This is a genomic window from Aliiroseovarius sp. CAU 1755 (assembly GCF_054482655.1).
In genome coordinates, this window is sequence record NZ_JBTLRH010000002.1 from 364,592 (window position 1) to 388,669 (window position 24,078).

19 protein-coding genes are annotated in these 24,078 nt (G+C 58.6%); 9 read left to right on the top strand and 10 right to left on the bottom strand.

Annotated elements, in window-relative coordinates; all coding sequences use genetic code 11:
- Positions 1-88: 88 nt before the first annotated feature.
- A complete protein-coding gene (locus ACXYMP_RS08945; protein ID WP_298565429.1) occupies positions 89-1,348 on the bottom strand; it encodes a urate hydroxylase PuuD in 1,260 nt (419 codons plus the stop codon).
- A gap of 100 nt (positions 1,349-1,448) precedes the next feature.
- On the opposite strand from ACXYMP_RS08945, the gene ACXYMP_RS08950 reads away from it, so the two are divergent.
- Positions 1,449-2,354 (top strand): LysR family transcriptional regulator, encoded by a 906-nt coding sequence (locus tag ACXYMP_RS08950; RefSeq protein WP_458905755.1) that lies wholly within the window; start codon positions 1,449-1,451, stop codon positions 2,352-2,354.
- A gap of 11 nt (positions 2,355-2,365) precedes the next feature.
- On the opposite strand, the gene uraH is transcribed toward ACXYMP_RS08950, so the two are convergent.
- Positions 2,366-2,719, bottom strand: coding sequence for a hydroxyisourate hydrolase (uraH, locus tag ACXYMP_RS08955; RefSeq protein ID WP_298565426.1), 354 nt, complete (start codon positions 2,717-2,719; stop codon positions 2,366-2,368).
- Between the two features lie 148 nt (positions 2,720-2,867).
- On the opposite strand from uraH, the gene puuE reads away from it, so the two are divergent.
- The 7 genes from puuE (at position 2,868) to ACXYMP_RS08990 (ending at position 13,056) form a co-directional block, all read left to right on the top strand.
- The gene (puuE, locus tag ACXYMP_RS08960) at positions 2,868-4,283 is read left to right on the top strand and encodes an allantoinase PuuE (RefSeq protein ID WP_458905758.1); all 1,416 of its coding nucleotides are present in this window, start codon (positions 2,868-2,870) and stop codon (positions 4,281-4,283) included.
- On the top strand, positions 4,280-4,771 hold the full coding sequence (locus ACXYMP_RS08965) for an ureidoglycolate lyase (RefSeq protein ID WP_298565423.1): 492 nt from the start codon (positions 4,280-4,282) through the stop codon (positions 4,769-4,771). The genes puuE and ACXYMP_RS08965 overlap by 4 nt, the downstream gene beginning before the upstream one ends.
- A 50-nt stretch (positions 4,772-4,821) precedes the next feature.
- Positions 4,822-6,258: a uracil-xanthine permease family protein gene (locus ACXYMP_RS08970; RefSeq protein ID WP_458905760.1), complete on the top strand. Its 1,437-nt coding sequence runs from the start codon at positions 4,822-4,824 to the stop codon at positions 6,256-6,258.
- Positions 6,259-6,468: 210 nt separating this feature from the next.
- Entirely contained in the window at positions 6,469-9,126 is a 2,658-nt protein-coding gene (gene aceE, locus ACXYMP_RS08975) for a pyruvate dehydrogenase (acetyl-transferring), homodimeric type (RefSeq protein WP_458905762.1), read from the top strand.
- 23 nt (positions 9,127-9,149) lie between these two features.
- Positions 9,150-10,421 carry a 2-oxo acid dehydrogenase subunit E2 gene (locus ACXYMP_RS08980; protein WP_458905764.1) on the top strand — a complete coding sequence of 424 codons (1,272 nt, stop codon included), beginning with the start codon at positions 9,150-9,152 and terminating at the stop codon, positions 10,419-10,421.
- Between the two features lie 13 nt (positions 10,422-10,434).
- Positions 10,435-12,180 carry a dihydrolipoyl dehydrogenase gene (gene lpdA, locus ACXYMP_RS08985; RefSeq protein WP_298565415.1) on the top strand — a complete coding sequence of 582 codons (1,746 nt, stop codon included), beginning with the start codon at positions 10,435-10,437 and terminating at the stop codon, positions 12,178-12,180.
- Between the two features lie 123 nt (positions 12,181-12,303).
- Positions 12,304-13,056, top strand: a complete 753-nt coding sequence (locus ACXYMP_RS08990) for a sulfite exporter TauE/SafE family protein (protein WP_458905766.1) — start codon at positions 12,304-12,306, stop codon at positions 13,054-13,056.
- Between the two features lie 4 nt (positions 13,057-13,060).
- On the opposite strand, the gene ACXYMP_RS08995 is transcribed toward ACXYMP_RS08990, so the two are convergent.
- The 7 genes from ACXYMP_RS08995 to bhcA all read right to left on the bottom strand — a co-directional run bounded on the left by ACXYMP_RS08995 (position 13,061) and on the right by bhcA (position 22,010).
- Positions 13,061-13,567, bottom strand: a complete 507-nt coding sequence (locus ACXYMP_RS08995) for an AmiS/UreI family transporter (RefSeq protein ID WP_458905768.1) — start codon at positions 13,565-13,567, stop codon at positions 13,061-13,063.
- 77 nt (positions 13,568-13,644) lie between these two features.
- Entirely contained in the window at positions 13,645-15,138 is a 1,494-nt protein-coding gene (locus ACXYMP_RS09000) for a nucleobase:cation symporter-2 family protein (RefSeq protein WP_298565409.1), read from the bottom strand.
- Between the two features lie 82 nt (positions 15,139-15,220).
- Positions 15,221-17,497 carry an NADP-dependent malic enzyme gene (locus ACXYMP_RS09005; protein ID WP_458905771.1) on the bottom strand — a complete coding sequence of 759 codons (2,277 nt, stop codon included), beginning with the start codon at positions 17,495-17,497 and terminating at the stop codon, positions 15,221-15,223.
- Between the two features lie 161 nt (positions 17,498-17,658).
- Complete coding sequence (gene bhcD, locus ACXYMP_RS09010) at positions 17,659-18,624, bottom strand: iminosuccinate reductase BhcD (protein ID WP_458905773.1); 966 nt, start codon at positions 18,622-18,624, stop codon at positions 17,659-17,661.
- Between the two features lie 63 nt (positions 18,625-18,687).
- Complete coding sequence (bhcC, locus tag ACXYMP_RS09015; RefSeq protein ID WP_458905775.1) at positions 18,688-19,851, bottom strand: 3-hydroxy-D-aspartate aldolase BhcC; 1,164 nt, start codon at positions 19,849-19,851, stop codon at positions 18,688-18,690.
- A gap of 15 nt (positions 19,852-19,866) precedes the next feature.
- Entirely contained in the window at positions 19,867-20,820 is a 954-nt protein-coding gene (gene bhcB, locus ACXYMP_RS09020) for a beta-hydroxyaspartate dehydratase BhcB (protein ID WP_458905777.1), read from the bottom strand.
- Between the two features lie 20 nt (positions 20,821-20,840).
- Entirely contained in the window at positions 20,841-22,010 is a 1,170-nt protein-coding gene (bhcA, locus tag ACXYMP_RS09025) for an L-aspartate--glyoxylate aminotransferase BhcA (protein WP_458905779.1), read from the bottom strand.
- Between the two features lie 198 nt (positions 22,011-22,208).
- On the opposite strand from bhcA, the gene bhcR reads away from it, so the two are divergent.
- Entirely contained in the window at positions 22,209-23,018 is an 810-nt protein-coding gene (bhcR, locus tag ACXYMP_RS09030) for an HTH-type transcriptional regulator BhcR (protein ID WP_298565396.1), read from the top strand.
- Here bhcR and ACXYMP_RS09035 read toward each other — a convergent pair.
- A complete protein-coding gene (locus ACXYMP_RS09035; protein WP_298565394.1) occupies positions 23,015-23,848 on the bottom strand; it encodes a bifunctional allantoicase/(S)-ureidoglycine aminohydrolase in 834 nt (277 codons plus the stop codon). The genes bhcR and ACXYMP_RS09035 overlap by 4 nt on opposite strands.
- Positions 23,849-24,078: the final 230 nt, after the last annotated feature.

A 24,078-nucleotide genomic window follows, 5' to 3' on the forward strand; every position in this document is an offset into this window, starting at 1 on the left:
GACCCCCGCGCGGACATGATCGCAGACAAGAAAAAGGCCCCTGCGACCTTGTCGCGGGGGCCTTTGTTTTGTCGTCTCGCAGGGCGGCTCAGTTCGATGCGATATAGAACGGCAGATCCTTGGACGCGTTTTGATACCAAGCCACGACTTTCTTGCGCTCTTCTTCCTCCATGAAGGACACGTTCGCGGGCGGCATTGCCACCGTTACCCCGGCCTGAATATAGATCTGACGCGCGGCGCGGGTGATGTCACCGGCGGTTTCCAGATGAATGCCCTTGGGCGCCCGGCGGATGCCGTCATAAAAGACTTCGCGCGCATGACACATAGAGCAGCGGCCCAGGACAATGTCCTGGACCTCTTCAAACCCTTCGGCGTTCGCGAAGATCTGCTCGGTTTTGCTCAGCGGGCGGGCTTCGGCCTCTTCCAGCGTGTCATTCTCCAACGGTGCGGTCGACAGCCACATGATCATGATGAACAAAACCGCCGTCACCAACCACGTCCACTTGGGGTCACTTGTGCCCGCGTGGTTCGAGTTGAAGTAGTGGCGGATCGACACGCCCATCAGGAACACAAGGGCTGCAATGATCCAGTTGTATTCCGAGGCGAACGCCAGCGGATAGTGGTTCGACAGCATCAAGAAGATGACCGGCAGCGTCAGATAGTTGTTATGGGTCGAGCGCAGCTTGGCGATCTTGCCATATTTGGCGTCCGGCGTGCGGCCTTCTTGCAGGTCTTTCACCACGATGCGCTGGTTGGGCATGATGATGAAGAACACGTTCGCGGTCATGATCGTCGCGGTGAAGGCGCCAAGGTGCAGCATCGTCGCCCGGCCCGTGAAGATCTGGTTATAGCCATATCCCATTGCCACCAGCAAAACGAACAGCAGAACCATCAGAACCGTGGGGTTTTCGGCCAGCGTCGATTTGCACAACCGGTCATAGACAATCCAACCGATCGACAAGGACACAGCCGAGATCGCGATACCTTGCCACAGCGCCAGATCTGCTTTCTGGGCGTCGATCAGGTAAAGTTCGCCGCCAACCCAGTAAACGATCATCAAAAGGGCCGCACCCGACAACCAAGTCGTATAGCTTTCCCATTTGAACCAGATCAGATGTTCCGGCATGTTTTCCGGGGCCACAAGGAATTTGCGGATGTGGTAGAACCCGCCCCCATGAACTTGCCATTCTTCGCCATGGGCGCCGACAGGCAAATCCGGAGCTTTGCGCAGCCCAAGGTCAAGGGCGACGAAGTAAAAGGACGAGCCAATCCAGGCCATGGCAGTGATGACGTGCAACCAACGGACCGCAAAGGCCAGCCAGTCCCACATGATAGCAAGATCTTGCATGGGGTGTTCCTCCTACATTTTTTCCAAAGCTAGTGCATGACAGGATTATCGTGTATTAGGGAAAAAACCCAAGCTGCTTCAAAAAAAAACGAAGAATAGAATGGCCTATCTGGACAATATTCGGACCTTTGTCCGCGTTTATGAACTGGAAAACATGTCGGCGGCTGCGCGCGACTTGCGGATTTCCGCAGCCGTCGCATCGTCGCGCATTTCGCAACTGGAAGACCATCTGGATGTCAGGCTTTTTCAGCGCACAACGCGCCAGCTGAACCCGACCGAGCAAGGCAACACCTTCTATAAGGGCGCCATCAAGATCCTCGAAGCGGTGGACGAAGCCGAGGCAGACATCAGCGACATCACCCGGTCGCCCCGCGGAACGCTATATGTGGCCGCGCCGCTTGGGGTCGGTCAGAAATTCATCGCGCCTGCCGTGCCGAAGTTCCACGAGGCCTACCCCTTGATCAATATCCGCTTGCGCCTGTCTGACCGTAAGCTTGATTTGGCTGCCGAAGGGTTGGACGCTGCCTTTTTTCTGGGCGTGCCGGAGGATAGCAACCTGCGCATTCGCAAGGTGACGGATTGCCCGCGTGTCCTTTGCGCTTCGCCTGATTATATCAAGCGCCATGGACAGCCAACCAGCAGCGACGAGCTGAAAACAGACATGCATGTCTGCCTGAACCTGCGCTATCCGGGCGCGCCGGAATTCCAATGGCCCTTGCAAGCGCCTGATGGGGTCAAACGGGTCACGGTCTCGGGTCCATTCGAATCGGATCATGGCGAGATCCTGACCGGCTGGGCTTTGGCGGGGCACGGGATTGTCCTCAAGCCGCAGTTCGAAGTGTCAGATCACCTTGCCGCTGGCCGTTTGGTCACGGTTCTGGACAAAGAGCCGCCGCTTCCAATCCAGATGGCCTGTCTTTACATGCACAGACGCAGGCAAGACCCGAAGGCCCGCCTGTTCATCGATTTCATGGTCGATCATATTCTGGCGTCTATGCCGGACTAAGGCGAAACGCCTTAGCTGCCGCGATAGGTCGAATAGCCAAACGGCGACAGCAAAAGCGGCACGTGGTAATGCGCAGGCTCGGACATCCCAAAACGCAGCGGAACCACATCAAGGAACCGGGGTTCTTCAGGCGGGGTGCCTATAGCATCCAGATACGCACCCGTATGGAATACAAGCTCATATGTTCCGATGGCAAACTCACCAGCGGGCAAAATTTGTTCGTCCGTGCGGCCATCATCATTGGTCTTCAGGCTACGCAGGTGGGTGCGTGTCTCACCCTCGATCCGATACAGGTCGATCTCAAGCCCCTCAGCCGGGCAACCTCGGGCCGTGTCCAGAACGTGCGTTGTCAGATATCCGGTCATTTCGCGTCTCCTTCTGATTTGGCTCATTAATGTCGCGCGCTTGGTTATCAATACATAGAGAACTGTCAAAAAGCTCTTTCAAAAAAAATATGAAAGTTGCAGTGATTGTTTTGCGCTATAAGAAAACTGAAATTCAAGGAGACTCGCGTTGACCCGCTACACTCGTGACATGCGTGGCTACGGCCCAACACCACCTAATCCGCAATGGCCGGGCAATGCCAAGGTCGCGGTTCAATTCGTGTTGAATTACGAAGAAGGCGCGGAAAACTGCGTGCTTCACGGCGATGACGCGTCCGAGGCCTTCTTGTCCGACATTCCCGGTGCCGCCCCGTGGCCCGGCAAACGTCACTGGAACATGGAATCGATGTATGAATACGGCGCGCGCGCCGGGTTCTGGCGTCTGCACCGTCTGTTCACTGGCGCCGATATTCCGCTGACCATCTATGGCGTCGCCCGCGCGTTGTCGCGCAGCCCTGAACAGCTTCAGGCGATGAAGGATGCGGGCTGGGAGATTGCCAGCCACGGTCTGAAGTGGATCGAACACAAAGACATGCCCGAGGATGCCGAGCGCGCCTCGATCGAAGAAGCAATCAGCCTGCATACCGAAGTTGTCGGTGAACGGCCGCGCGGCTGGTATACGGGCCGGTGTTCGGAAAACACCGTGCGACTGGCCGCTGAAGAAGGTGGGTTTGCCTATGTGTCGGATACGTATGACGACGATTTGCCCTATTGGATGGAAGTCGGCGACCGTGATCAGCTGATCATTCCTTATACGTTAGAGGCCAACGATATGCGGTTCGCCACCGCCCCCGGCTGGGTGACAGGTGACGATTTCGGCCGCTATCTGACCGACGCGTTTGACACGCTCTATGCCGAAGGTGAAGCTGGGCGTCCTGCCATGATGACGGTCGGTCTGCACTGCCGCCTTGTGGGTCGCCCCGGCAAGATCGCCGGATTGAAGCGGTTCATTGACCACATTCAGGCCCATGACGGCGTCTGGACCCCGCGCCGCATCGACATTGCCGACCATTGGGCCAAGACCCATCCACCCAAACGGTTCGAACGCCCCAGTCAGATGGACAAGGCGCGGTTCGTGTCGCTGTATGGCTCGATCTTTGAGCATTCCCCCTGGATCGCCGAACGCGCCTTCGATCTGGAACTGGGACCGGCCCATGACAGCGCTGCGGGCGTGCACAACGCCCTGTCGCGCGCATTCCGTGTCGCGTCCGAAGAAGAGCGCCTTGGCGTTCTGACCGCGCACCCTGACTTGGCCGGGAAACTTGCCGCGGCGGGCGAGCTGACAGCCGAAAGCACCTCGGAACAAGCCGGGGCTGGTCTGGACTTCCTGACCAACGAAGAACGCGAAACATTTACCAAGCTGAACGACGAATATGTTGCAAAACATGGGTTCCCGTTCATCATCGCTGTGCGTGATCACGACAAGGCTTCGATCTTGGCTAACTTCAATGAACGGATCGACAACGACCGCGATACGGAATTCGCGGAAGCCTGCCGTCAGGTTGAACGCATCGCGCAATTCCGCCTGAAGGATCTGCTTCCGTGACTGAATTGCTTTCCACGCAGCCGCTGACATCAGCCGCGTTCGCCCCATACGGCGACGTGATCGAGGTCGAAGGCACGCCAGACAAGATCATCAACCAGGGCATGTGCGGTCGTCACCATGACCTTGCCCGGATGGATTTTGGCGATGGCCAAGCCGGCATCAGCCTGTTTGACGCCAAGGCGCGCCAGTTTCCACATGTGGTCGATATGGTCGAACGCCACCCGGACGGAAGTCAGGCCTTCGTGCCTGTATCAAAGGTGCCGATGCTTGTGGTTGTTGCCGATGATCAGGACGGCACTCCCGTTAATCTTAAGGCCTTCGTGTCGCAACCGGGCCAATCCATCAACTTGCTCAGGGGCGTGTGGCACGGTGTGCTCGCCCCAATCGAACAGCCAGGCCAGTTCATCGTTGTCGACCGGATCGGCGATGGCGCGAACCTGGAAGAGTATTGGTTCGACGACCCCTACGTCGTCGAATCCATAGCCTGATGCTCTTGCCCTAGAAGCTGGACATCAAAACAGTCAAACGGGAGGAAACCATGGCTGACAATTCTATTGGGACGGCAGAACAACTGCGCGATCCTAACTTTACCCCACCCCTACACAAGGCGATCCCGCTGGGCATCCAGCACGTCTTGGCGATGTTTGTATCAAACGTCACGCCCGCGATCATCGTGGCCGGTGCTGCCGGTTTCGGATTTGGGTCCAATTCACCCGATTTCCCGGAACTGCTGTATCTGATCCAGATGTCGATGCTGTTTGCTGGCATCGCGACGTTGCTTCAGACGATCACGCTGGGCCCGATTGGTGCAGCACTGCCCATCGTTCAAGGGACGTCGTTTGCGTTTCTGCCGATCATGATCCCGCTGGTTGCAGGCAAAGGCGTTGACGCGCTGGCGGCCCTGTTCACCGGCGTCATCATCGGCGGTATCTTCCATGCCATCATCGGGACATTTGTTGGCAGACTGCGCTTTGCCCTGCCCCCGCTTGTTACCGGCCTTGTCGTAACCATGATCGGTCTGGCGCTTGTGAAGGTTGGCATTCAGTATGCCGCTGGCGGTGTTCCCGCGATTGGCACCCCTGAATATGGCTCGCTTCTGAACTGGTCTGCGGCGTTGATCGTGATCTTCGTGACCCTTGGCCTGAAGTTCTTCACCAAAGGTATGTTGTCGATTTCGGCTGTGCTGATTGGTCTGGTCGTTGGGTACATCTATTCGATCATGGTTGGCATGTTGTCGATTGAAGCCATCACCGGATCGTGGAGCCGCGCCAGCGCCTTTGCCCTGCCGATGCCCTTCAAATACGGCTTCGAGCTGTCTGCCGCGGCGGTTATCGGCTTCTGCCTGATGGCCTTCATCTCGGCGATCGAAACGGTTGGCGACGTGTCGGGGATCACCAAAGGTGGTGCTGGCCGTGAAGCGACCGACAAGGAAATCCAGGGCGCGACCTACGCCGATGGTGTCGGCACGGCCGTTGCCGGTTGTTTCGGCGCGTTCCCCAACACCTCGTTCAGCCAGAACGTGGGCCTGATCGCCATGACCGGCGTGATGAGCCGCCACGTTGTGACCTGTGGCGCGATCTTCCTGATCATCTGCGGGCTGGTTCCGAAAGTCGGCGGCGTCATCCGCACCGTTCCGATTGAAGTTCTGGGCGGCGGCGTGATCGTGATGTTCGGCATGGTTGTGGCCGCCGGTATCTCGATGCTGTCGGATGTGGACTGGAACCGCCGCAACATGGTGATCTTCGCGATTGCCCTGTCCATCGGTCTGGGTTTGCAACTGGAGCCGGGCGCGCTTCAGCATATGCCTGATACAGCGCGTATCCTGCTGACCTCGGGCCTGCTGCCCGCAGCCCTGATCGCGATTGTCCTGAACCTGATCCTGCCGCACGAACTGGCGGATGAGGCAACCGAAGAAGTCTCCGGCGGTATGGCCGGACATGGACATGGTTCGATCGCGCGCGACGACCACGTATAACCAACATTCCGACGCCCCGCTCCGGGGCGTCGGACCAACCCAAAGTAGTGTCTAGATTTATAGAAATCCGCGGCCGCCGCCATCCATCGCCGCGATGTTTCTGACCCGCGTTCCCCGTATCCGACCGGACAAAATCAAGAAACTGTGTGGGCAAAGCCCACGCGATAGATCACTATCGCTTAATGAAAAGCACAAAACGGAGACCCCTCCATGGTTGATTTGCCCAATGATATCGATCCAATTGAATCTCGCGAATGGCAGGAAGCGATTGAAGACGTCATCGCCAGGGACGGCCCCGACCGCGCCCATTTCCTGCTGGATAAATCGGTTCAACAAGCCCGTGCGGCCGGCGCGAACCTTCCGTTTTCGGCCACCACGCCATATCAGAACACCATCCCGTCTGATGATGAGATCGAGATCCCCGGCGATCTGGACATGGAATGGCGCATCCGCACCATCAACCGCTGGAACGCCATGGCGACGGTCGTCCGCCGCAACAAGGAATCGTCGGAATACGGCGGGCATATCGCCTCGTTCGCATCCTCGGCGGTCATGTATGACATCGGGCTGAACCACTTCTGGCGCTCGAAATCTGCCATTCACGGCGGCGACCTTGTGTTTTTCCAAGGCCACGTGATCCCCGGTATCTATGCGCGCTCCTTCATGGAAGGCCGCATTTCCGAAGAGCAGTTGGAAAACTTCCGCTCCGAGGTCGATGGCGGCGGTCTTTCGTCCTATCCGCACCCATGGCTGATGCCCGATTACTGGCAATTTCCGACCGTCTCGATGGGTCTTGGCCCGCTGATGGCGATCTATCAGGCGCGGTTCATGAAATACATGCACAACCGCGGCCATATCGACATGGCTGACCGCAAGGTCTGGGTCTTCCTTGGCGATGGCGAGATGGACGAACCCGAAAGCCGCGGCGCGATTGATTTGGCCGCCCGCGAAGGGCTGGACAACCTGATCTTCGTCGTGAACTGCAACCTGCAACGGTTGGATGGCCCCGTGCGCGGCAACTCCAAAATCGTGCAGGAGCTGGAAGGCGACTTCCGCGGCGCAGGCTGGAATGTCATCAAACTGCTTTGGGGCAAAGGCTGGGACGAGTTGCTTGAAAAAGACACCTCGGGCCGTCTGCGTCAGTTGATGGATGAAACCGTCGACGGTGACTATCAGACCTTCAAATCCAAGAATGGTGCTTACATCCGCAAGCATTTCTTCGGCAAATACCCTGAAACGGCGGCGCTGGTTGAAGACTGGACCGATGACCAGATATGGGCGCTGCGCCGGGGCGGGCATGATCCGCAAAAGGTTTATACGGCCTTCAAACGCGCCTCGGACAACAAGGGCCAGCCCACCTGCCTGTTGGTGAAAACCGTCAAAGGTTACGGCATGGGCACCGGTGGCGAAGGCATGAACACCTCGCACCAGCAAAAGAAACTGGCTGTGGACCAGCTGCGTGCCTTCCGCGACCGTTTCGACATCCCCGTCAGCGACGAGGACTTGCCAAACGCCCCGTTCGTCAAACTGAACAATGCGCAAAAAGCCTATCTGGCGGATCAGCGCAAGAAGCTGGGCGGAGAGTTCCCCAAGCGTCACTGGCGCGACACCCCGAAGCTGGAAATCCCCGGCCTGGACAAGTTCGCCGCCCAGTTCAAGGGCACGGGCGAGCGCGAAATCTCGACCACCATGGCGTTTGTGCGCATTCTGACCACGCTTCTGCGGGACAAGAATATCGGCAAGAACATCGTTCCGATTGTGCCGGATGAAAGTCGCACATTTGGGATGGAGGGTTTGTTCCGGTCCGTCGGGATTTATAACCCCGAAGGGCAGAACTATACGCCCGAAGACGCCGATCAGATGATGTATTACAAGGAAAGCATCAACGGTCAGGTGCTTCAGGAAGGCATCAACGAAGCTGGCGCTATGGCCGATTGGATCGCGGCGGCGACGTCTTATTCCAATCACGGCGTGCCGATGATCCCGTTCTTCATCTACTATTCGATGTTCGGGTTCCAGCGGATCGGCGATCTGGCCTGGGCCGCAGGCGACAGCCGCGCGCGTGGCTTCATGCTGGGCGGCACCGCCGGACGCACCACGCTGAACGGCGAAGGCTTGCAGCACGAAGACGGTCACAGCCACATTCTGGCCGGCACCATCCCGAACTGCATCACCTATGACCCGACCTTCCAATACGAGGTGGCGGTGATCGTTCATAACGGGTTGCAACGGATGTATGTCGATCAGGAGGACGTGTATTTCTATCTGACCCTGATGAACGAAAACTATTCGCACCCCGACATGCCAATGGGCGTCGAGGACGAGATCATCAAGGGGCTTTACCGCCTGCAAGAGGTCAAGAAGCCCGGCAAGAAGCACGTGACCCTGATGGGGTCGGGCACCATTTTGGTGCAGGCAATCAAGGCCGCCGAAATGCTGAAAGAAGATTTCGGCGTCACGGCAGAAATCTGGTCGGCAACCTCGTTCAACGAATTGGCGCGCGACTGTCAGGATGCGGCCCGCTGGAACCGACTGAACCCGCTTTCCGACCCGCGCGAGCCTTTCGTGACCCAACAGCTGTCGAAGGCCAAAGGTCCGATCATCGCGGCGACCGACTACATGAAAAACTTCGCGGAACAGATCCGGTCTTGTGCACCGGGTCGCTATACGGTGCTGGGCACAGACGGCTTTGGCCGCTCGGACAGCCGTGTGAACCTGCGCCGCTTCTTTGAAGTGGACGCAAACCACATCGCCGCCGCCGCCATGGTGGACCTTTACCGCGACGGCAACGTCACGAAGAAACAGCTGCAAGATGCGCTTTCCAAATATGACATCGACGGCAACAAACCCAACCCGCGTTTGGTGTGAACGGACAGACAGGAGATTATACAATGACGATCGAAGTAAAAGTTCCCGACATCGGTGATTTTTCCGACGTGCCCGTTGTGACCGTTCTGGTCAGCGTTGGTGACGTGATTGCCGAAGAAGACCCAATTGTTGAATTGGAAAGCGACAAGGCGACGTTGGAAGTTCCTTCCCCCGCTGCTGGCAAAGTGGTCGAGATCAAAGTGGCCGAAGGCGACAACGTGTCCGAAGGCTCGCTTATTCTTCTGCTGGAAGGCGAAGGCGCTGCTCCGGCTGACGAGGCAGCACCAGCGGCCCCTGCTCCGGCTGCTCCGACCGCCGCTGCACCACAAGCCGCACCTGCACCAGCTGCCGCCCCGGCGGCTGTCACCGATGCCGGTTTTGGCAAGGCCCATGCCAGCCCGTCGGTGCGCGCCTTTGCCCGCCAGCTTGATATTGATCTGTCCAAGCTGAACGGCACGGGTCGCAAAGGTCGCATCCTGCGTGAAGACGTGACTGGCTTCCTGAAGACTCAGTCCGCACCTGCTGGTTCGAGTGCCGCGGCCAGCGGCGGCATGGGCATTCCGCCGATGCCAGCCGTTGATTTCAGCAAGTTCGGCCCCGTCGAAGATGTCGAAATGCCACGGATTAAAAAGCTCAGCGGCCCCGCGCTGCACCGTGCATGGCTGAACATTCCCCATGTTACTGTCGACGAAGAGGCCGACATCACCGAGCTGGACGCCTATCGCAAAGAACTGGATACGGCAGCCAAGGAACAAGGCTATCGCGTGACGCTTCTATCCTTCGTGATTAAGGCCAGCGTCTCGGCCCTGAAGGACCATTGGGAGGTCAACTCGTCAATCCATCCCGATGGTGACAAGCTGATCAAGAAGAACTTCTATAACATCGGCTTTGCAGCAGACACGCCGCAGGGCCTGATGGTTCCGGTCGTGAAAGACGCAGACCGCAAAGGTATCATCGAGATATCGAAGGAACTGGGCAGCCTGTCCGCCGCAGCCCGTGACGGCAAGTTGAAAGCCGCCGATATGTCCGGTGCTACCTTCACAATCTCGTCTCTGGGCGGCATTGGCGGCACCGGCTTTACGCCGATTGTCAACGCGCCAGAGGTGGCCATTCTGGGCCTGACGCGGGCCAAAATCTCGCCGGTCTGGGACAAAGCCAGCGAAAGCTTTGTGCCGCGTCTGATGCAGCCGCTTAGCCTGTCGTTTGATCACCGCGCGATTGATGGTGCGCTTGGCGCGCGCTTCAACGCAACACTGAAACACCTGCTCGGCGATGTGCGCCGGCTGATGCTGTAAGGGGAACGAAGACATGGATGTAAAAGTTCCTGATATTGGCGATTTCTCGGACATTCCGGTCATCGGCATTCTTGTGGCCGTGGGTGACACGGTTGCGGTCGAAGACCCGCTGTTAGAGTTGGAAAGCGACAAAGCCACGATGGAAGTGCCCTCGCCCGCCGCAGGTGTGGTGAAGGAAATCAAAGTGGCCGAAGGCGACACGGTGTCCGAAGGCTCGGTCATCATGGTGCTGGACGCAGCCGACGCGGGTGACGCGCCTGCCGAAGCAACGGCGGCCGCACAGGACGCCGCCGCCCCTGCCCCAGCCGCTATTGCGGCGACAGGCACGGCAACCGGCCCCGGTGATATTCACGGCGAAGTGGTTGTTCTGGGCTCTGGCCCCGGTGGCTATACCGCCGCCTTCCGCGCTGCTGACCTTGGCAAAAAGGTCGTGCTGATCGAAAAAGACAGCTCGCTTGGCGGGGTCTGCCTGAACGTGGGTTGTATCCCATCGAAGGCATTGCTGCACGCCGCCAAGGTCATCACCGAGGCGGAAGAGATGGGCGAGCACGGCATCACCTTCTCAAAACCCAAGGTGGACCTTAAGAAGCTTCTCGACTGGAAATCTTCGGTCGTGACCGGGCTGACGGGTGGTCTGTCCGGGCTGGCCAAGGGCCGCAAGGTTCAGGTCGTGAACGGCTATGGCCGCTTCTCTGGCCCGAACATGATCGAGGTGCAGACCGATGACGGCATCACCAAAGTCAGCTTCGATCAATGCGTGATCGCGGCGGGTTCCGAACCCGTCACCCTGCCCTTCATCCCGCATGACGACCCACGTGTGATCGATTCAACTGGCGCGTTGGAGCTTGAAGACGTGCCGAAGCGCCTGTTGGTGCTTGGCGGTGGGATCATCGGCTTGGAAATGGCCACGGTCTATGATGCGCTGGGGTCGAAAGTGACCATTGTTGAGTTCATGGATCAGATCATTCCGGGCGCCGACAAAGACATCGTGAAGCCTTTGCACAAGCGGATCGAGGGGCGCTATGAAGCGATCCTGACCAAGACGAAAGTCACTGCGGTCGAGGCGCAGAAGAAGGGCCTGAAGGTCACGATGGAAGGCCCGGACGGCGAGAAAACCGACACGTTCGACAAGGTGTTGGTCGCGGTTGGACGCAAGCCCAACGGGAAAATGGTCGACGCCGAAAAAGCTGGTGTTGCCGTGGACGAACGCGGCTTCATCAACGTGGACAACCAGCAGCGCACCGGTGTGCCACATATCTTCGCCATCGGCGATGTGGTCGGCCAACCGATGCTGGCGCACAAAGCGGTGCACGAAGGCAAGGTCGCCGCAGAAGTCGCGGCTGGTGAAAAGCGCTTCTTTGACGCGCGCGTCATCCCGTCTGTCGCCTATACCGACCCCGAAGTGGCATGGGTTGGCCTGACGGAAACCGAGGCCAAGGCGCAGGGTATCAAGGTCGGCAAGGGCAGCTTCCCGTGGGCAGCCTCGGGCAGGTCACTGTCGCTGGGACGCTCTGAAGGGATCACCAAATTGCTCTTTGACGAGGCTGATGATCGGGTGATCGGCGCGGGCATCGTCGGCCCCAACGCGGGCGACCTGATCGCCGAAGTCGCGCTGGCGATCGAGATGGGCGCGGATGCGGTCGATCTGGGTCACACCATCCACCCGCACCCGACCCTGTCGGAAACTGTGAACTTTGCCGCCGAGATGTTCGAAGGCACGATCACCGACCTGATCCCGCCGAAGAAACGCAAGAAGTGATAGGTGGCCCGAACCGGGCCCGCAGAACGGACAAGGCGCGCCCATCGTGGCGCGCCTTTTCCTTTGTTGCAGCCCTTACCCCAGCCCCCTAAGAATGGGGCAACCCAAAGACGAGCATCCTTCATGCAAGACTTCATCATCCTTGCCATCGCGGCCTATGCGGCGGGTGTTTTGAACACCATCGCCGGTGGCGGCACCTTCCTGACCCTGCCCGCATTGGTCTTTACCGGCGTGCCAGTTGTGGCCGCGAACGCCACCAGCGCCGTTGCGGTTTTTCCCGGCTATCTGGGCGGCGCGATGGGGTTCTTGCCTGAGCTTAAAAGCTTTGACCGCAAACTGATGGTTAAACTGACATTGGTCACACTCGCGGGCGGGGTTGTCGGGGCGGGACTTCTGCTGATCTCGTCCGACAAGGCGTTCTCGGCCGTGGTGCCGTTTCTGCTGCTCGCGGCGACGTTGGTCTTTCTGTTTGGCAATCAGTTGCGCGACTGGAGCGCCAAGCACAGACGATCCGTCACCCCCTATGGCGCGGTCGGGCTGTTCTTGATCAGCATCTATGGCGGCTATTTCAACGGCGGGTTGGGGATCGTCCTTCTGGCGCTGTTCTCGCTTTGGGGCATGTCCAACATCCACCAGATGAACGGGCTGAAAAACGGGCTGTCCTTCGCGCTGTCCGCCATTTCTGTCGCGATCTTCGCGGTGGCGGGGCTGGTCGCCTGGCCGCAGGCGCTGGTGATGATGGTGGCGTCCACCATTGGCGGCTATACCGGTGCCCCCGTCGCCCGCGCGATCCCGGTGCCGGTCCTGCGCCTGATCATCGCCATTATCGGCTTCTCGATGAGCGCCGTTTTCTTTTATCGCTTCCTCGCGGCCTGACCCGTTAGGGCATCACGCTATGCAAGAATAATAGACCCGGCAGCCAGCCGGTCAGAACGCCCGTGGCAAAGGTCGTCGCGACCGTCAGCTTGCGGATGTTCCAGCCCAACCCCAGTTCCAGGAAATAGATAAACCACAACCCCGACCACGCTGCCCAGTTTGCCGCCATCCACATGCCCCAAAGGGATGGGGGCGCAGCCACGAAAGCCATGGGCAGAACGGTGATTGCGACGAACAGGCTGAACCAGCCAAGCCCGCGCCCGTCACTGCCGGACGCCCGGTTATAGGCGACCCACCCATAGGTGATCGCAAACAGCAGCGTCATCGCCGCGTCGCGCATCCCGGTCTGATCCGTCGCCCCGATGGCCAAGCCCAACGCGATAGAGGTCGAAATCGCCGCGACAGCCACATTGATCACGATGATCTCGCGATCTTCAATCCGACCCGCCAGCCAGATGCTGTTCAGCACCAGCACCGCGCCGACATAAAGCAAGGTGATCCCCAGCAACATGCGTTTTTCCTTTGCCAACAAGAAAGGGAAGGGACAAAGCCCCTTCCCCAATTTTACCAGCTTGTCAGATCAGTGGATCAGTGACCACCATCTGATTGCTTAGCGGCCTGCACCAGCTCTTCCTCTGACACGTCCTTGGTGCCGTTAAGCACGATGTTCAACACAACCGAGGCAATCGCCGCCAGAAGAATACCCGAGTGGATCAGCGGCTCGATCGAGTGCGGCAACCACATGGTGAACTGCGGCGCGATCAGGGGGATCATCCCCATGCCCAGCGAAATGGCGACGATCAGACCGTTGTAACGGTTGGTCTTGAAGTCAACGCCACCCAGAATGCGCACGCCAGTTGCGGCAACCATGCCGAACATCACCAGACCAGCACCGCCAAGAACGGCAACCGGCAGGGCTTCGACCAGCGCGCCCATTTTGGGCACCAGACCCAGCACGATCATGATCGCACCACCGGCCACACAGACATAGCGGCTACGGATGCCGGTCACGCCGACAAGGCCCACATTCTGACTGAAGGATGTATAGGGGAAGGTGTTGAACACCCCACCGATCAGCGTGCCCAGACCGTCTGTCCGAAGGCCAGCCGACAGCGACGGGCGTTCGATCTTCTTGTTGCACATCTCGCCCAAGGCCAGGAACATACCGGTCGATTCAATCATCACAACGATCATGACAAGCGTCATGGTCAGGATCATGATCGGATCGAAGATCGGCAAGCCGAAACGGAAAGGTGTGATCAGGGCAAACCAGCCCGCATGGCCGACACTGTCAAAATTCATCATCCCGATCGAGGCCGCAAAGACCGCGCCCACGATAATGCCCAGCAGGACCGAGATATTGGCAAGGAAGCCGGTTGCGAACTTCATCACAAGCACGATGGTCAACAGCACAAGGCCCGAGATCATCATGTTTTGCGGGGTGGCGTATTTCACGTTATCCACAGTCGGGGCCAGCTTCAGCCCGTTGGGGATTTCCGGCACAACGCCCGCGCCCAGCTCTTTCACTTGGTTCAGCCAGTCAATGTGGGACGGGTCCATGACCGAAGGGGCGGTGGGGCCGACAGGCAGACCGAAGATCCAGTTGATCCCAACGCGCATCAAGGTAACACCGATTACAAGGATGATCGTGCCTGTGACAACGGGTGGGAAGAATCGCAACATGCGACTGACCAGTGGCGCGATCAGCATCGCGATGATACCGGCGCCAATAATGGCCCCGAAGATCATTCGCGCCCCATCAACGCCGGGGTTTGCCACGGCGATCGACACCATGGGGCCGACCGACGCAAAGGTCACGCCCATCATGACGGGCATCTTGATGCCAAACCATTTGGACGCGCCCAGCGATTGGATGATGGTCACGACGCCACACACAAAAAGGTCGGCCGAGATTAGAAAGGCCACTTGTTCAGGGTTAAGTTTCAGAACGCGGCCAACAATCAGCGGCACGGCGATGGCCCCGGCATACATCACAAGAACGTGCTGTAGTCCGAGCGTGAAAAGTTTCGCGGGCGGCAGTTTCTCGTCAACTGCGTCCACGTCTGTAGTAAGTGCTGACACTTTGGTTATCCTCCTCCAATGTGTGTTTATGGCCGTGAGGTCGGAACGCTCCTACGGCGATCCTCGACCTACAACCCGATGCTCAGCCGTAGCTGGACACCGCAGATCCCGCCAATGCAGCGGTGTTCAAAATTCCCCTTACGGTGATCGAGGGCGTCACGATATGCACCCGATTTCCCATTCCCATCAGGATAGGGCCAACTTCCAGCCCCCCCGCGACCGACTTCAAAATATTGCGTGTGGCCCCTGCGGCATCCGTGTTGGCAAAGACCAGCACGTTTGCTTTGCCCGTCAGTCGCCCACCGGGGAACAGACGTTCGCGCAGGTCCGGGTCAAGGGCCGCGTCGGTGTGCATCTCGCCTTCGTATTCGAAGTTCAGATCCTGAGCGTCAAGAATGTCCAGAGCCCCGCGCATCGCACGACCCGAGGCACTGTCAAGGTTGCCAAACTGCGAGCCCGAACACAGCGCAATCCGCGGTGTGATCCCAAACCGCTGAACGTGACGTGCAGCGGCAACCACGGTTTCTGACAATTGTTGCGCAGTGGGCTCGATGTTGACATGCGTGTCGGCCACGAACATTGGGCCTTGATCAAGGATGACCAAAGACAGCGCGCCGACCGGATGCAATTCACCCTCGGCCAGCAGCTGTGTGGCATAGTTCAGGTGCCAACGAAACTCGCCAAAAGTGCCACAAACCATGCTGTCGGCATCGCCGCGACGCACCATCACAGCCGCGATCGCCGTGGTGTTGGTGCGCAGTATGGCTTTCGCCAGATCGGGCGTGACGCCTTTGCGCGCCAGAACACTATGATAGGTTTCCCAATAGTCGCGATAGCGCGGGTCGTTTTCCGGGTTCACAAGCTCAAAGTCCTTGCCCGGACGAATTTTCAACCCTTCGCGGTCCAATCGCGCCTCGACCACTTCGGGACGCCCAATCAGGATCGGCGTATCGACCCCTTCTTCGACCATCGACTGGGCGGCGCGCAACACGCGTTCATCTTCACCCTCGGCAAACACGATCCGGCGCTTGGCGGCACGGGCGGCATCGAACACACGGCGCATGATGGAATAGGACCGGAAGACCTCGCCCTGAAGCGTCGTCTTGTATTCGTCCAGATCAAGCGCGCGCGTGGCCACGCCTGACGCGATCGCGGCGCGTGCGACCGCTGTGGCAATCGTCGGCAGAAGGCGCGGGTCAAACGGTTTCGGGATCAGGTATTCCGGCCCAAAGGTCAGACGCTCGCCGCGATAGGCGACACCCACTTCCGCCGAGGTGGTTTCGCGCGCAAGGCTCGCAATTGCTTCAACGCAGGCCAGTTTCATCTCGTCATTGATTTCGGTCGCGCCACTGTCCAGCGCTCCGCGGAAGATGAACGGGAAACACAGCACGTTGTTGACCTGATTGGGGTAATCCGACCGACCCGTGGCGATCAGTGCGCCGGGGGCAACCTCGCGGGCGACCTCGGGCATGATCTCGGGTGTGGGATTCGCCAGCGCAAAGATGATCGGATCATCCGCCATTTTCGCGACCATCTCTTTGGTCAGCAAACCGGGGCCAGAGACACCAAGAAACAGGTCCGCCCCGACCATCGCATCATCGGTTGTGCGCATGTCGGTGTCGCGGGCGAATTCCTGCTTTTGCGTGTTCAGATCGGTGCGGCCCGTGTGCACCACGCCCTTGCTGTCCAGCATGGTGATGTGCTCTTTCTTGACACCCATCACCATCAGCATTTTCAGACAGGCAATGCCAGCAGCACCCGCGCCAAGGGCCACAACCTTAATCTTGGCCACATCCTTTTTCGCCACGATCAGCGCGTTGAACGCCGCCGCCGAAGCCACAATCGCCGTGCCGTGCTGGTCGTCGTGGAACACCGGAATGTTCATCTTCTGCTTGCACAGCTCCTCCACCAGAAAGCAGTCGGGCGCTTTGATGTCTTCAAGGTTAACCGCGCCAAAGGTGGGTTCCAGCTTGGCAACAATCTCGGCCAGCTTTTCGGGGTCGGTTTCGTTGACCTCGATATCAAAGCAATCAATGCCCGCGAATTTCTTGAACAGAACCGCCTTGCCTTCCATCACGGGCTTGGACGCTTGCGCGCCGATATTGCCCAGACCCAGAACGGCCGTTCCGTTCGAGATCACAGCAACCAGATTGCCTTTTGACGTATAGCGCGCGGCATCCGCCGGGTTCTTTTCGATCTCAAGGCAGGCATCCGCCACGCCGGGGCTGTAGGCATTCGAAAGGTCGCGTCCAGTGGCCATCGGCTTGGTGGCGCGGATCTCAAGTTTTCCGGGGCGTGGAAACTCGTGGTAATCCAAAGCTTCCTGACGTTTGTCGTCGCTTTTGTTGTCCAGTGCCATGTTCTGTTCCTCCTCCAAGGTGCGGGCCGCTGGGGCACCGCGTTCAGCATGCTGTGGGTTTGCGCCACGTGTTGTCATGCCGATACTAACCGCAAACGGTTCGGTCGTGTTGTCCGGTCATCCGGTAGGGGGTCGCCGACGGCCCGGCGACCTGAAAATGCTTAGAAATCGACCTCGATCGCGATGCCTTTCTCGATGGCCAGATCGACCACCTTTGAGGCGACGGCGAGGTCTTGCAGGCCAACGCCGGTGCCGTCAAACAGCGTCACTTCGTCGTCCGCGCTGCGGCCGGGATGGTCGCCATTGATGACCGCGCCAATTTCCGAGATGTCAGCCTGTTTCAGCGACCCGTTGGCAACCGCGTGCTGCGCTTCGCCAATGCTGATCGACTGCGCGATTTCGTCGGTAAAGACCGTGGCGCGCGCGACAAGGGCGGCTTCAACCTCTTGCTTGCCCTTGGTGTCGGTGCCCATGCAGGCAACATGCGTGCCCGGTTTGACCTGCGCGTCTTTCAGGATCGCCACTTGGCTGGACACGATCGTCACGATCACATCCGCCTGCGCGCCCAGTTCATCAAGGCTGACGCTTTCAAACGGCAGACCCAACTCGCCCGCAACCTTCTCAAGCGAGGCCAGTTTTTCGGGCGTCCGATTCCACGCGACGACTCTTTCAAAGTTGCGCTGCTCGGCCACGGCTTGCAGCTGGAACGTGGCTTGGTGCCCTGCCCCGATCATGCCCAGAACCTTGCTGTCCTTGCGCGCCAGATGCGCGACCGACACGGCAGCCGCAGCAGCGGTGCGCAGGGCGGTCAACAGGTTGCCACCGACGACGGCGCGGCATTTGCCGGTGTCGGCGTCGAACAGAAACACCGTTGACTGGTGGTTTGTCAGCCCTTTTTCGGCATTGCCGGGCCAGTAACCGCCTGATTTCAGACCAAGATTCAGCGCCGCCCGGTCGAACCCGGATTTGAACCCGTAAAGGGCATCGGCGTGACCAATCGCTTCACGGATCACCGGGAAGTTATAGGCCGACCCGCCCGCCATCGAGGCAAACACCTGTTCAACCGCATCAAAGTTGTCTTTGCGCGTCACAAGGGCGGCGATTTCTTTTTCGGGAACGATAAACATGTTCATTAATCCTAGAGAAATCGGTGGGACCAGACCCGGCCCCACCAGTTCAGGGAGGTTGTCTTAGTAAGCTTTGCCGCGCGCCGATACGGGCCAGACGGTTTCAACTTTGCCGCCCCGCACGCCCACATACCAATCATGCACGTTGCAGGTCGGGTCACAGTGACCGGGCACCAGCTTCAGCTTGTCGTTCACCTTCAACACGCCGTTCGGGTCGGCAACCACGCCGTGTTCGTCCGAGCATTTCAGGTATTCGACATCGTCACGGCCATAGATAAACGGCAGACCGCTATCGACTGATTGCGCTTTCAAGCCGGCGTCCACGATTGCCTTGTCAGCTTTCGAGTGGCTCATCACGGTGGTCAGGATGAACAGCGCGTTCTCCCATTCACCATCGTCGATGCGCTTGCCGTCCTTGTCGAGGATACGACCGTAATCGGCATCCATGAACGCGTAGGATCCGCATTGCAGCTCGTTATACACGTTCGAGGCACTCTCAAAGTAATACGACCCGGTGCCGCCACCGCCAACGATGTCACACTCCAGACCGTTGCTTTTCAGACCTTGAACCGCGTCGGCAACCTGCGCGATGGCCGCGTCCAGCTTTTCCTTGCGATCTTCATACAGGTCCATGTGCTGCATCGCGCCCTGATAGGCTTGGATGCCGGCGAATTTCAGGTTCGGGGCCGCGTCGATCAGCTTGGCGATGTTCACCACGTCTTGCGTGGTGTTGACGCCGCAACGACCTGCGCCGCAGTCAATCTCGACCAGCGCTTCAAGCACTGTGCCCGCCGCTACTGCGGCATCTGACAGCGCTTTGACGTTCTCGGGGTCATCTACACAGACCAGAACGCGCGCGCCCAGTTTCGGCATTTCAGCCAGACGTTTGATCTTGGCCGGTTCCGTCACTTGGTTCGACACCATCACGTCCTTGATGCCGCCACGGGCAAAAACTTCAGCCTCAGAGACCTTCTGGCAGCATACGCCAACAGCCGCGCCAAGGTCTTGTTGCAGCTTCAGCACGTCCACGGATTTGTGCATCTTGCCGTGGGCGCGGTGACGCATCCCGTGCGCTTTGGCATAGTCGCCCATCTTCTTGATGTTACGCTCAAGCGCATCAAGGTCCAGGATCAGACATGGCGTTTGGATATCCGCCTCGTCCATGCCGGGTTTGGCGGGAATGTCGAAACCCACGTCGAACTTCGAAAAATCAGTCGGTGCATTCATTGTTCAGTCTCCCAATCAGGTGTTCAGCCACGGCAGTTTGTCCAGATCGACATTGCCGCCAGTGATGATGATGCCAACACGTTTGCCTTTGAACGTGTCGGGGTTTTTCAGGATCGTGGCCAGAGGCACGGCGGAGGATGGTTCCATCACAACGCGCAGGTGCTTCCAGGTGATTTTCATCGCCTCGATGATCTCGGGGTCGGACGCAGTATAGATGTCGGACACGTGGTTTGACACGAAATGCCACGTCAAATCCTTCAAGGGCACCAGCAAACCATCGGCGATGGTCTTGGGCGCGTCGTCGGCAATGATATGCCCCGCCTTGAAGCTGCGATAGGCATCGTCCGCCTGTTCCGGTTCCGCCGCGATGATCTTGGTTTCCGGCGCAAGGTTGGACAGGGTCAGGCAGGTGCCTGAAATCATGCCACCACCACCGATGGGGGCAACGACGTAATCCAGCCCATCGACCTGCTCGATCAGCTCTTTCGAGCATGTCCCCTGCCCCGCAATCACACGCGGGTCATTGTAGGGATGCACGAAATCGCCACCGGTTTCGGCCTGCACCTTGGCGAAAGTTTCCTCGCGCGAGGTCGTCGACGGCTCACATTCGGTGATATTGCCGCCATAACGGCGCACGGTGTCTTTCTTGGCCTGCGGCGCGGTGTGCGGCATGACCACGTTGCACGGAATACCGCGCAACATGGCTGCATAGCTGAGGCACGAGGCATGGTTGCCCGACGAATGCGTCGCCACACCCTTCTTCGCCTGTTCCTCATCCAACCCAAACACCGCGTTCGAGGCACCGCGCACCTTGAATGCGCCCGGCGTCTGGAAGTTCTCGCACTTGAAGAACAGTTTGGCGCCCGTCAGCTCGTCCAGATAATCCGACGTGCGAACTGGAGTCCGAAGAATATGTGGCTTGATGCGCTCATGAGCGACAAGCATGTCTGCAAGCGTTGGGATATACATTGTCGTGGTATCCTTCCCGATTAAACAGCGTTGTTGCGATAGTATTCCTGCGCCGCGGCAACACCCGAGCCCAGTTTGATATCTAGACCCAGATCAACCATCACCATTTCGGCGGTGCCGATCCCTGACAGTGTCATAACATCGGTCAGGCTGCCAAGGTGGCCGATACGGAACACCTTGCCGGCGACCTCGCCCAGTCCAACACCGAAAGCGACGCCGTATTTGTTGGCCGCATGGGTGACGATATCCGTGGCGTTGAAGCCTTCGGGCGTTTTGATCGCGCTGACGGTGTCAGACTGCACGTCTTTCGATACCGCGCAAAGCTCAAGACCCCAAGCGTTGACCGCCTGACGCACACCTTCCGCGATGCGGTGGTGACGGGCAAAGACGTTTTCCAGACCTTCATCAAGGATCATCTTGCACGCTTCGTTCAGACCATTCAACAGACCGACCGCAGGCGTATATGGATAGGCGTTGTTCGCATAGCCATTGCCCATGTCACGCACGTCAAAGAAGGTGCGCGGCAGCGTGGCGGTTTCCAGTGCGGCCATGGCTTTCGGCGAGAAGCCGACAATCGCCAGACCGGCGGGTAGCATAAAGCCTTTCTGCGATCCAGTGACGGCGATATCCACGCCCCATTCGTCCATGCGGAAATCCATCGACGCGATCGAGCTGACACCATCAACGAACAGCATCGCCGGGTGGTTTGCGGCGTCCAGAGCCTTACGCACGGCGGCAATATCCGACCGAACACCGGTTGCGGTTTCGTTATGTGTGGCCAGAACTACCTTGATCTCGTGGTTCTTGTCCGCTTTCAGAATGTCGGCGTATTTGTCGGCAGGCAGCCCGGCACCCCAAGGGGTTTCGACGATCTGCACGTCCAACCCGTGACGCTGACACATATCAATCCAGCGGTGGCTGAACATACCGTTGCGCGCGGCCAGAACCTTGTCGGCTGCGGAAAGCGTGTTGGTCAGCGCGGTTTCCCAGCCACCTGTGCCAGTCGACGGGAAGATGAAAATCTTGGCCGTCTCGCTTTTCAAAATCTGCTTCACACCCGCTAGGGCCGGATGCAGGATTTGCCCGAACAAGGGCGAGCGGTGATCCAGTGTCGGCATGTCGACAGCCTTGCGCAGGCTTTCGGGCATGTTGGTCGGACCTGGAATGAATACGGGGTTCTGGAAGCTCATGATTCTGCCCTCCTATTGGCGGTTTCAACAACAGTAACCAAGGGGTCGATCCGGTGATATATTTTTGAAAAAGTATTTCATTATTGGGTTAATCATGTTATTAGCAATTATTATCAATGGTTTGACTTTTTCACTAATCGAGCACGACTTTCAATATTTTCCAGAAGGTCTTGTTCGTTTTGTTCGAAGGGAATGAAAATGGAAGCCCCCAAACGGCGGATGGGTCGCCCGAAAAGCTTTAATCCCAATGAAAAGCAGACCACCATTCTGGCCTTGGATCGGGCTTTGGATGTGCTGGATACGTTGGCCCATGCAAACGGCATGACCTTGTCCCAACTGTCATCGCATCTGGACCAATCCCCGGCAACGATGCACCGGGTTCTTGCAACTTTGCATGCCAGAAATTTCGTTGAAATGGATCAGCGCACCCAGACCTGGCACATCGGATCGGCCGCGTTCCGTATAGGATCGGCCTTTTTGCGCCGCAGCAGCATCGTGGAACGCAGCCGCCCCATCATGCGCGAATTGATGGAGGCAACAGGCGAGACCTCGAACCTTGGGATCGAACGAAACGGCGACGTGATGTTCATCAGTCAGGTTGAAACGCACGAATCCATCCGCGCGTTTTTTCCGCCCGGCACCCTGTCGCCCATGCACGCCTCCGGCATCGGCAAGGCGTTGCTGAGCTGTTATTCGGACCACCGCGCGGACCAGTATTTCCGCACGGCCAGCCTGACTCAGTTTACTGGCAAGACGATCACACTGCCCTCTGCCCTGAAAGAAGAGATGAAAGGCATCCGCGAAAAAGGCTGGGCGTTCGATGACGAGGAAAAGGCCGAAGGTATGCGCTGCATCGCCGCCCCGATCCGGGACATCTATGGCGAGGCGGTGGCGGGCATTTCGATTTCCGGCCCCACCCACCGGATACCGGAAAGCGAGGTCGAGAGGATCGGCGCATTGGTGGCCGACGCGGCTGCGCGGGTGTCGCGCGGCCTTGGGTCGCCTTAGATCTTGGGCGCGTTCAGGGTCATGTGCCGGTTCACGTCTTTATAAAGCAGATACCGGAACGGCCCCGGCCCACCCGCGTAACAGGCCTGCGGGCAGAAGGCGCGCAGCCACATGTAATCCCCGGCCTCAACCTCGACCCAATCCTGGTTCAGGCGATAGACGGCTTTGCCCTCAAGCACATACAGCCCGTGTTCCATCACGTGGGTTTCCGCGAAGGGAATGACGCCGCCCGGCTGGAACGTGACAATCGTCACATGCATGTCATGGCGCAGATCGTTGGGGTCCACAAAGCGGCTGGTCGCCCAAGCGCCATCCGTATCCGGCATGGCCGTTGGGGTGATGTCGTTTTCATTGGTGACGAACGCCTCTGGCGCGTCCAACCCATCGACCGCCTGATACTGCTTACGAATCCAGTGGAAACGCACCGGTGCCTTGCCATTATTGCGCAACGACCACTTGGTCTGCGGCGGCAAAAAAGCATATCCGCCCTCGCCCATCTCGTGCGCAGTGCCATCAATCGTCAGGGTCATGGACCCTTCGACGACAAACAACACCGCCTCGACACCGTCTTCGGTTTCGGGCCGTTCGCTACCACCACCCGGCAACACCTCGGCGATGTATTGCGAGAACGTCTCGGCAAACCCCGACAGCGGGCGCGACAGCACCCAGAACCGCGCATCGTCCCAGAACGGCAGAAGGCTCGTCACGATGTCGCTATAGGTCCCCTTTGGGATAACGGCATAAGCTTCGGTGAACATCGCCCGATCTGTCAAAAGCTGGGTCTGGGGGGGCAATCCTCCGTGCGGTGCATAATAGGTGGAGTTGGTCATGATCGGGCCCTCTGATATAAACTCATCTTTCATACAATCTGTTTGCAGTCACCAAACCAACCTTTTTCGTTTCCGATATTAATTGAAGGATTGATTGGTTTTTTTTGATAAATGGTGCCGCGCAGCCAATCGCGGCATCGCCCGAGACGTCGCACCCGCCATGCGGCACGAAGACCTCAGACCCGGAAAGCCCTTGCCGCTGCGTCCGGCTTGCCGTTATCTGCTCTTCG

Coding starts and splice junctions, on each gene's coding strand:
- ACXYMP_RS08950 (WP_458905755.1), top strand. CDS start 1,449: ATGGCCTATCTGGACAATATTCGGACCTTTGTCCGCGTTTATGAACTG.
- ACXYMP_RS09035 (WP_298565394.1), bottom strand. CDS start 23,848: ATGACCAACTCCACCTATTATGCACCGCACGGAGGATTGCCCCCCCAG.
- bhcB (WP_458905777.1), bottom strand. CDS start 20,820: ATGTATATCCCAACGCTTGCAGACATGCTTGTCGCTCATGAGCGCATC.
- ACXYMP_RS08970 (WP_458905760.1), top strand. CDS start 4,822: ATGGCTGACAATTCTATTGGGACGGCAGAACAACTGCGCGATCCTAAC.
- bhcR (WP_298565396.1), top strand. CDS start 22,209: ATGGAAGCCCCCAAACGGCGGATGGGTCGCCCGAAAAGCTTTAATCCC.
- bhcA (WP_458905779.1), bottom strand. CDS start 22,010: ATGAGCTTCCAGAACCCCGTATTCATTCCAGGTCCGACCAACATGCCC.
- ACXYMP_RS09005 (WP_458905771.1), bottom strand. CDS start 17,497: ATGGCACTGGACAACAAAAGCGACGACAAACGTCAGGAAGCTTTGGAT.
- aceE (WP_458905762.1), top strand. CDS start 6,469: ATGGTTGATTTGCCCAATGATATCGATCCAATTGAATCTCGCGAATGG.
- ACXYMP_RS08990 (WP_458905766.1), top strand. CDS start 12,304: ATGCAAGACTTCATCATCCTTGCCATCGCGGCCTATGCGGCGGGTGTT.
- ACXYMP_RS08945 (WP_298565429.1), bottom strand. CDS start 1,348: ATGCAAGATCTTGCTATCATGTGGGACTGGCTGGCCTTTGCGGTCCGT.
- ACXYMP_RS08995 (WP_458905768.1), bottom strand. CDS start 13,567: ATGTTGCTGGGGATCACCTTGCTTTATGTCGGCGCGGTGCTGGTGCTG.
- lpdA (WP_298565415.1), top strand. CDS start 10,435: ATGGATGTAAAAGTTCCTGATATTGGCGATTTCTCGGACATTCCGGTC.
- bhcC (WP_458905775.1), bottom strand. CDS start 19,851: ATGAATGCACCGACTGATTTTTCGAAGTTCGACGTGGGTTTCGACATT.
- ACXYMP_RS08980 (WP_458905764.1), top strand. CDS start 9,150: ATGACGATCGAAGTAAAAGTTCCCGACATCGGTGATTTTTCCGACGTG.
- bhcD (WP_458905773.1), bottom strand. CDS start 18,624: ATGTTTATCGTTCCCGAAAAAGAAATCGCCGCCCTTGTGACGCGCAAA.
- uraH (WP_298565426.1), bottom strand. CDS start 2,719: ATGACCGGATATCTGACAACGCACGTTCTGGACACGGCCCGAGGTTGC.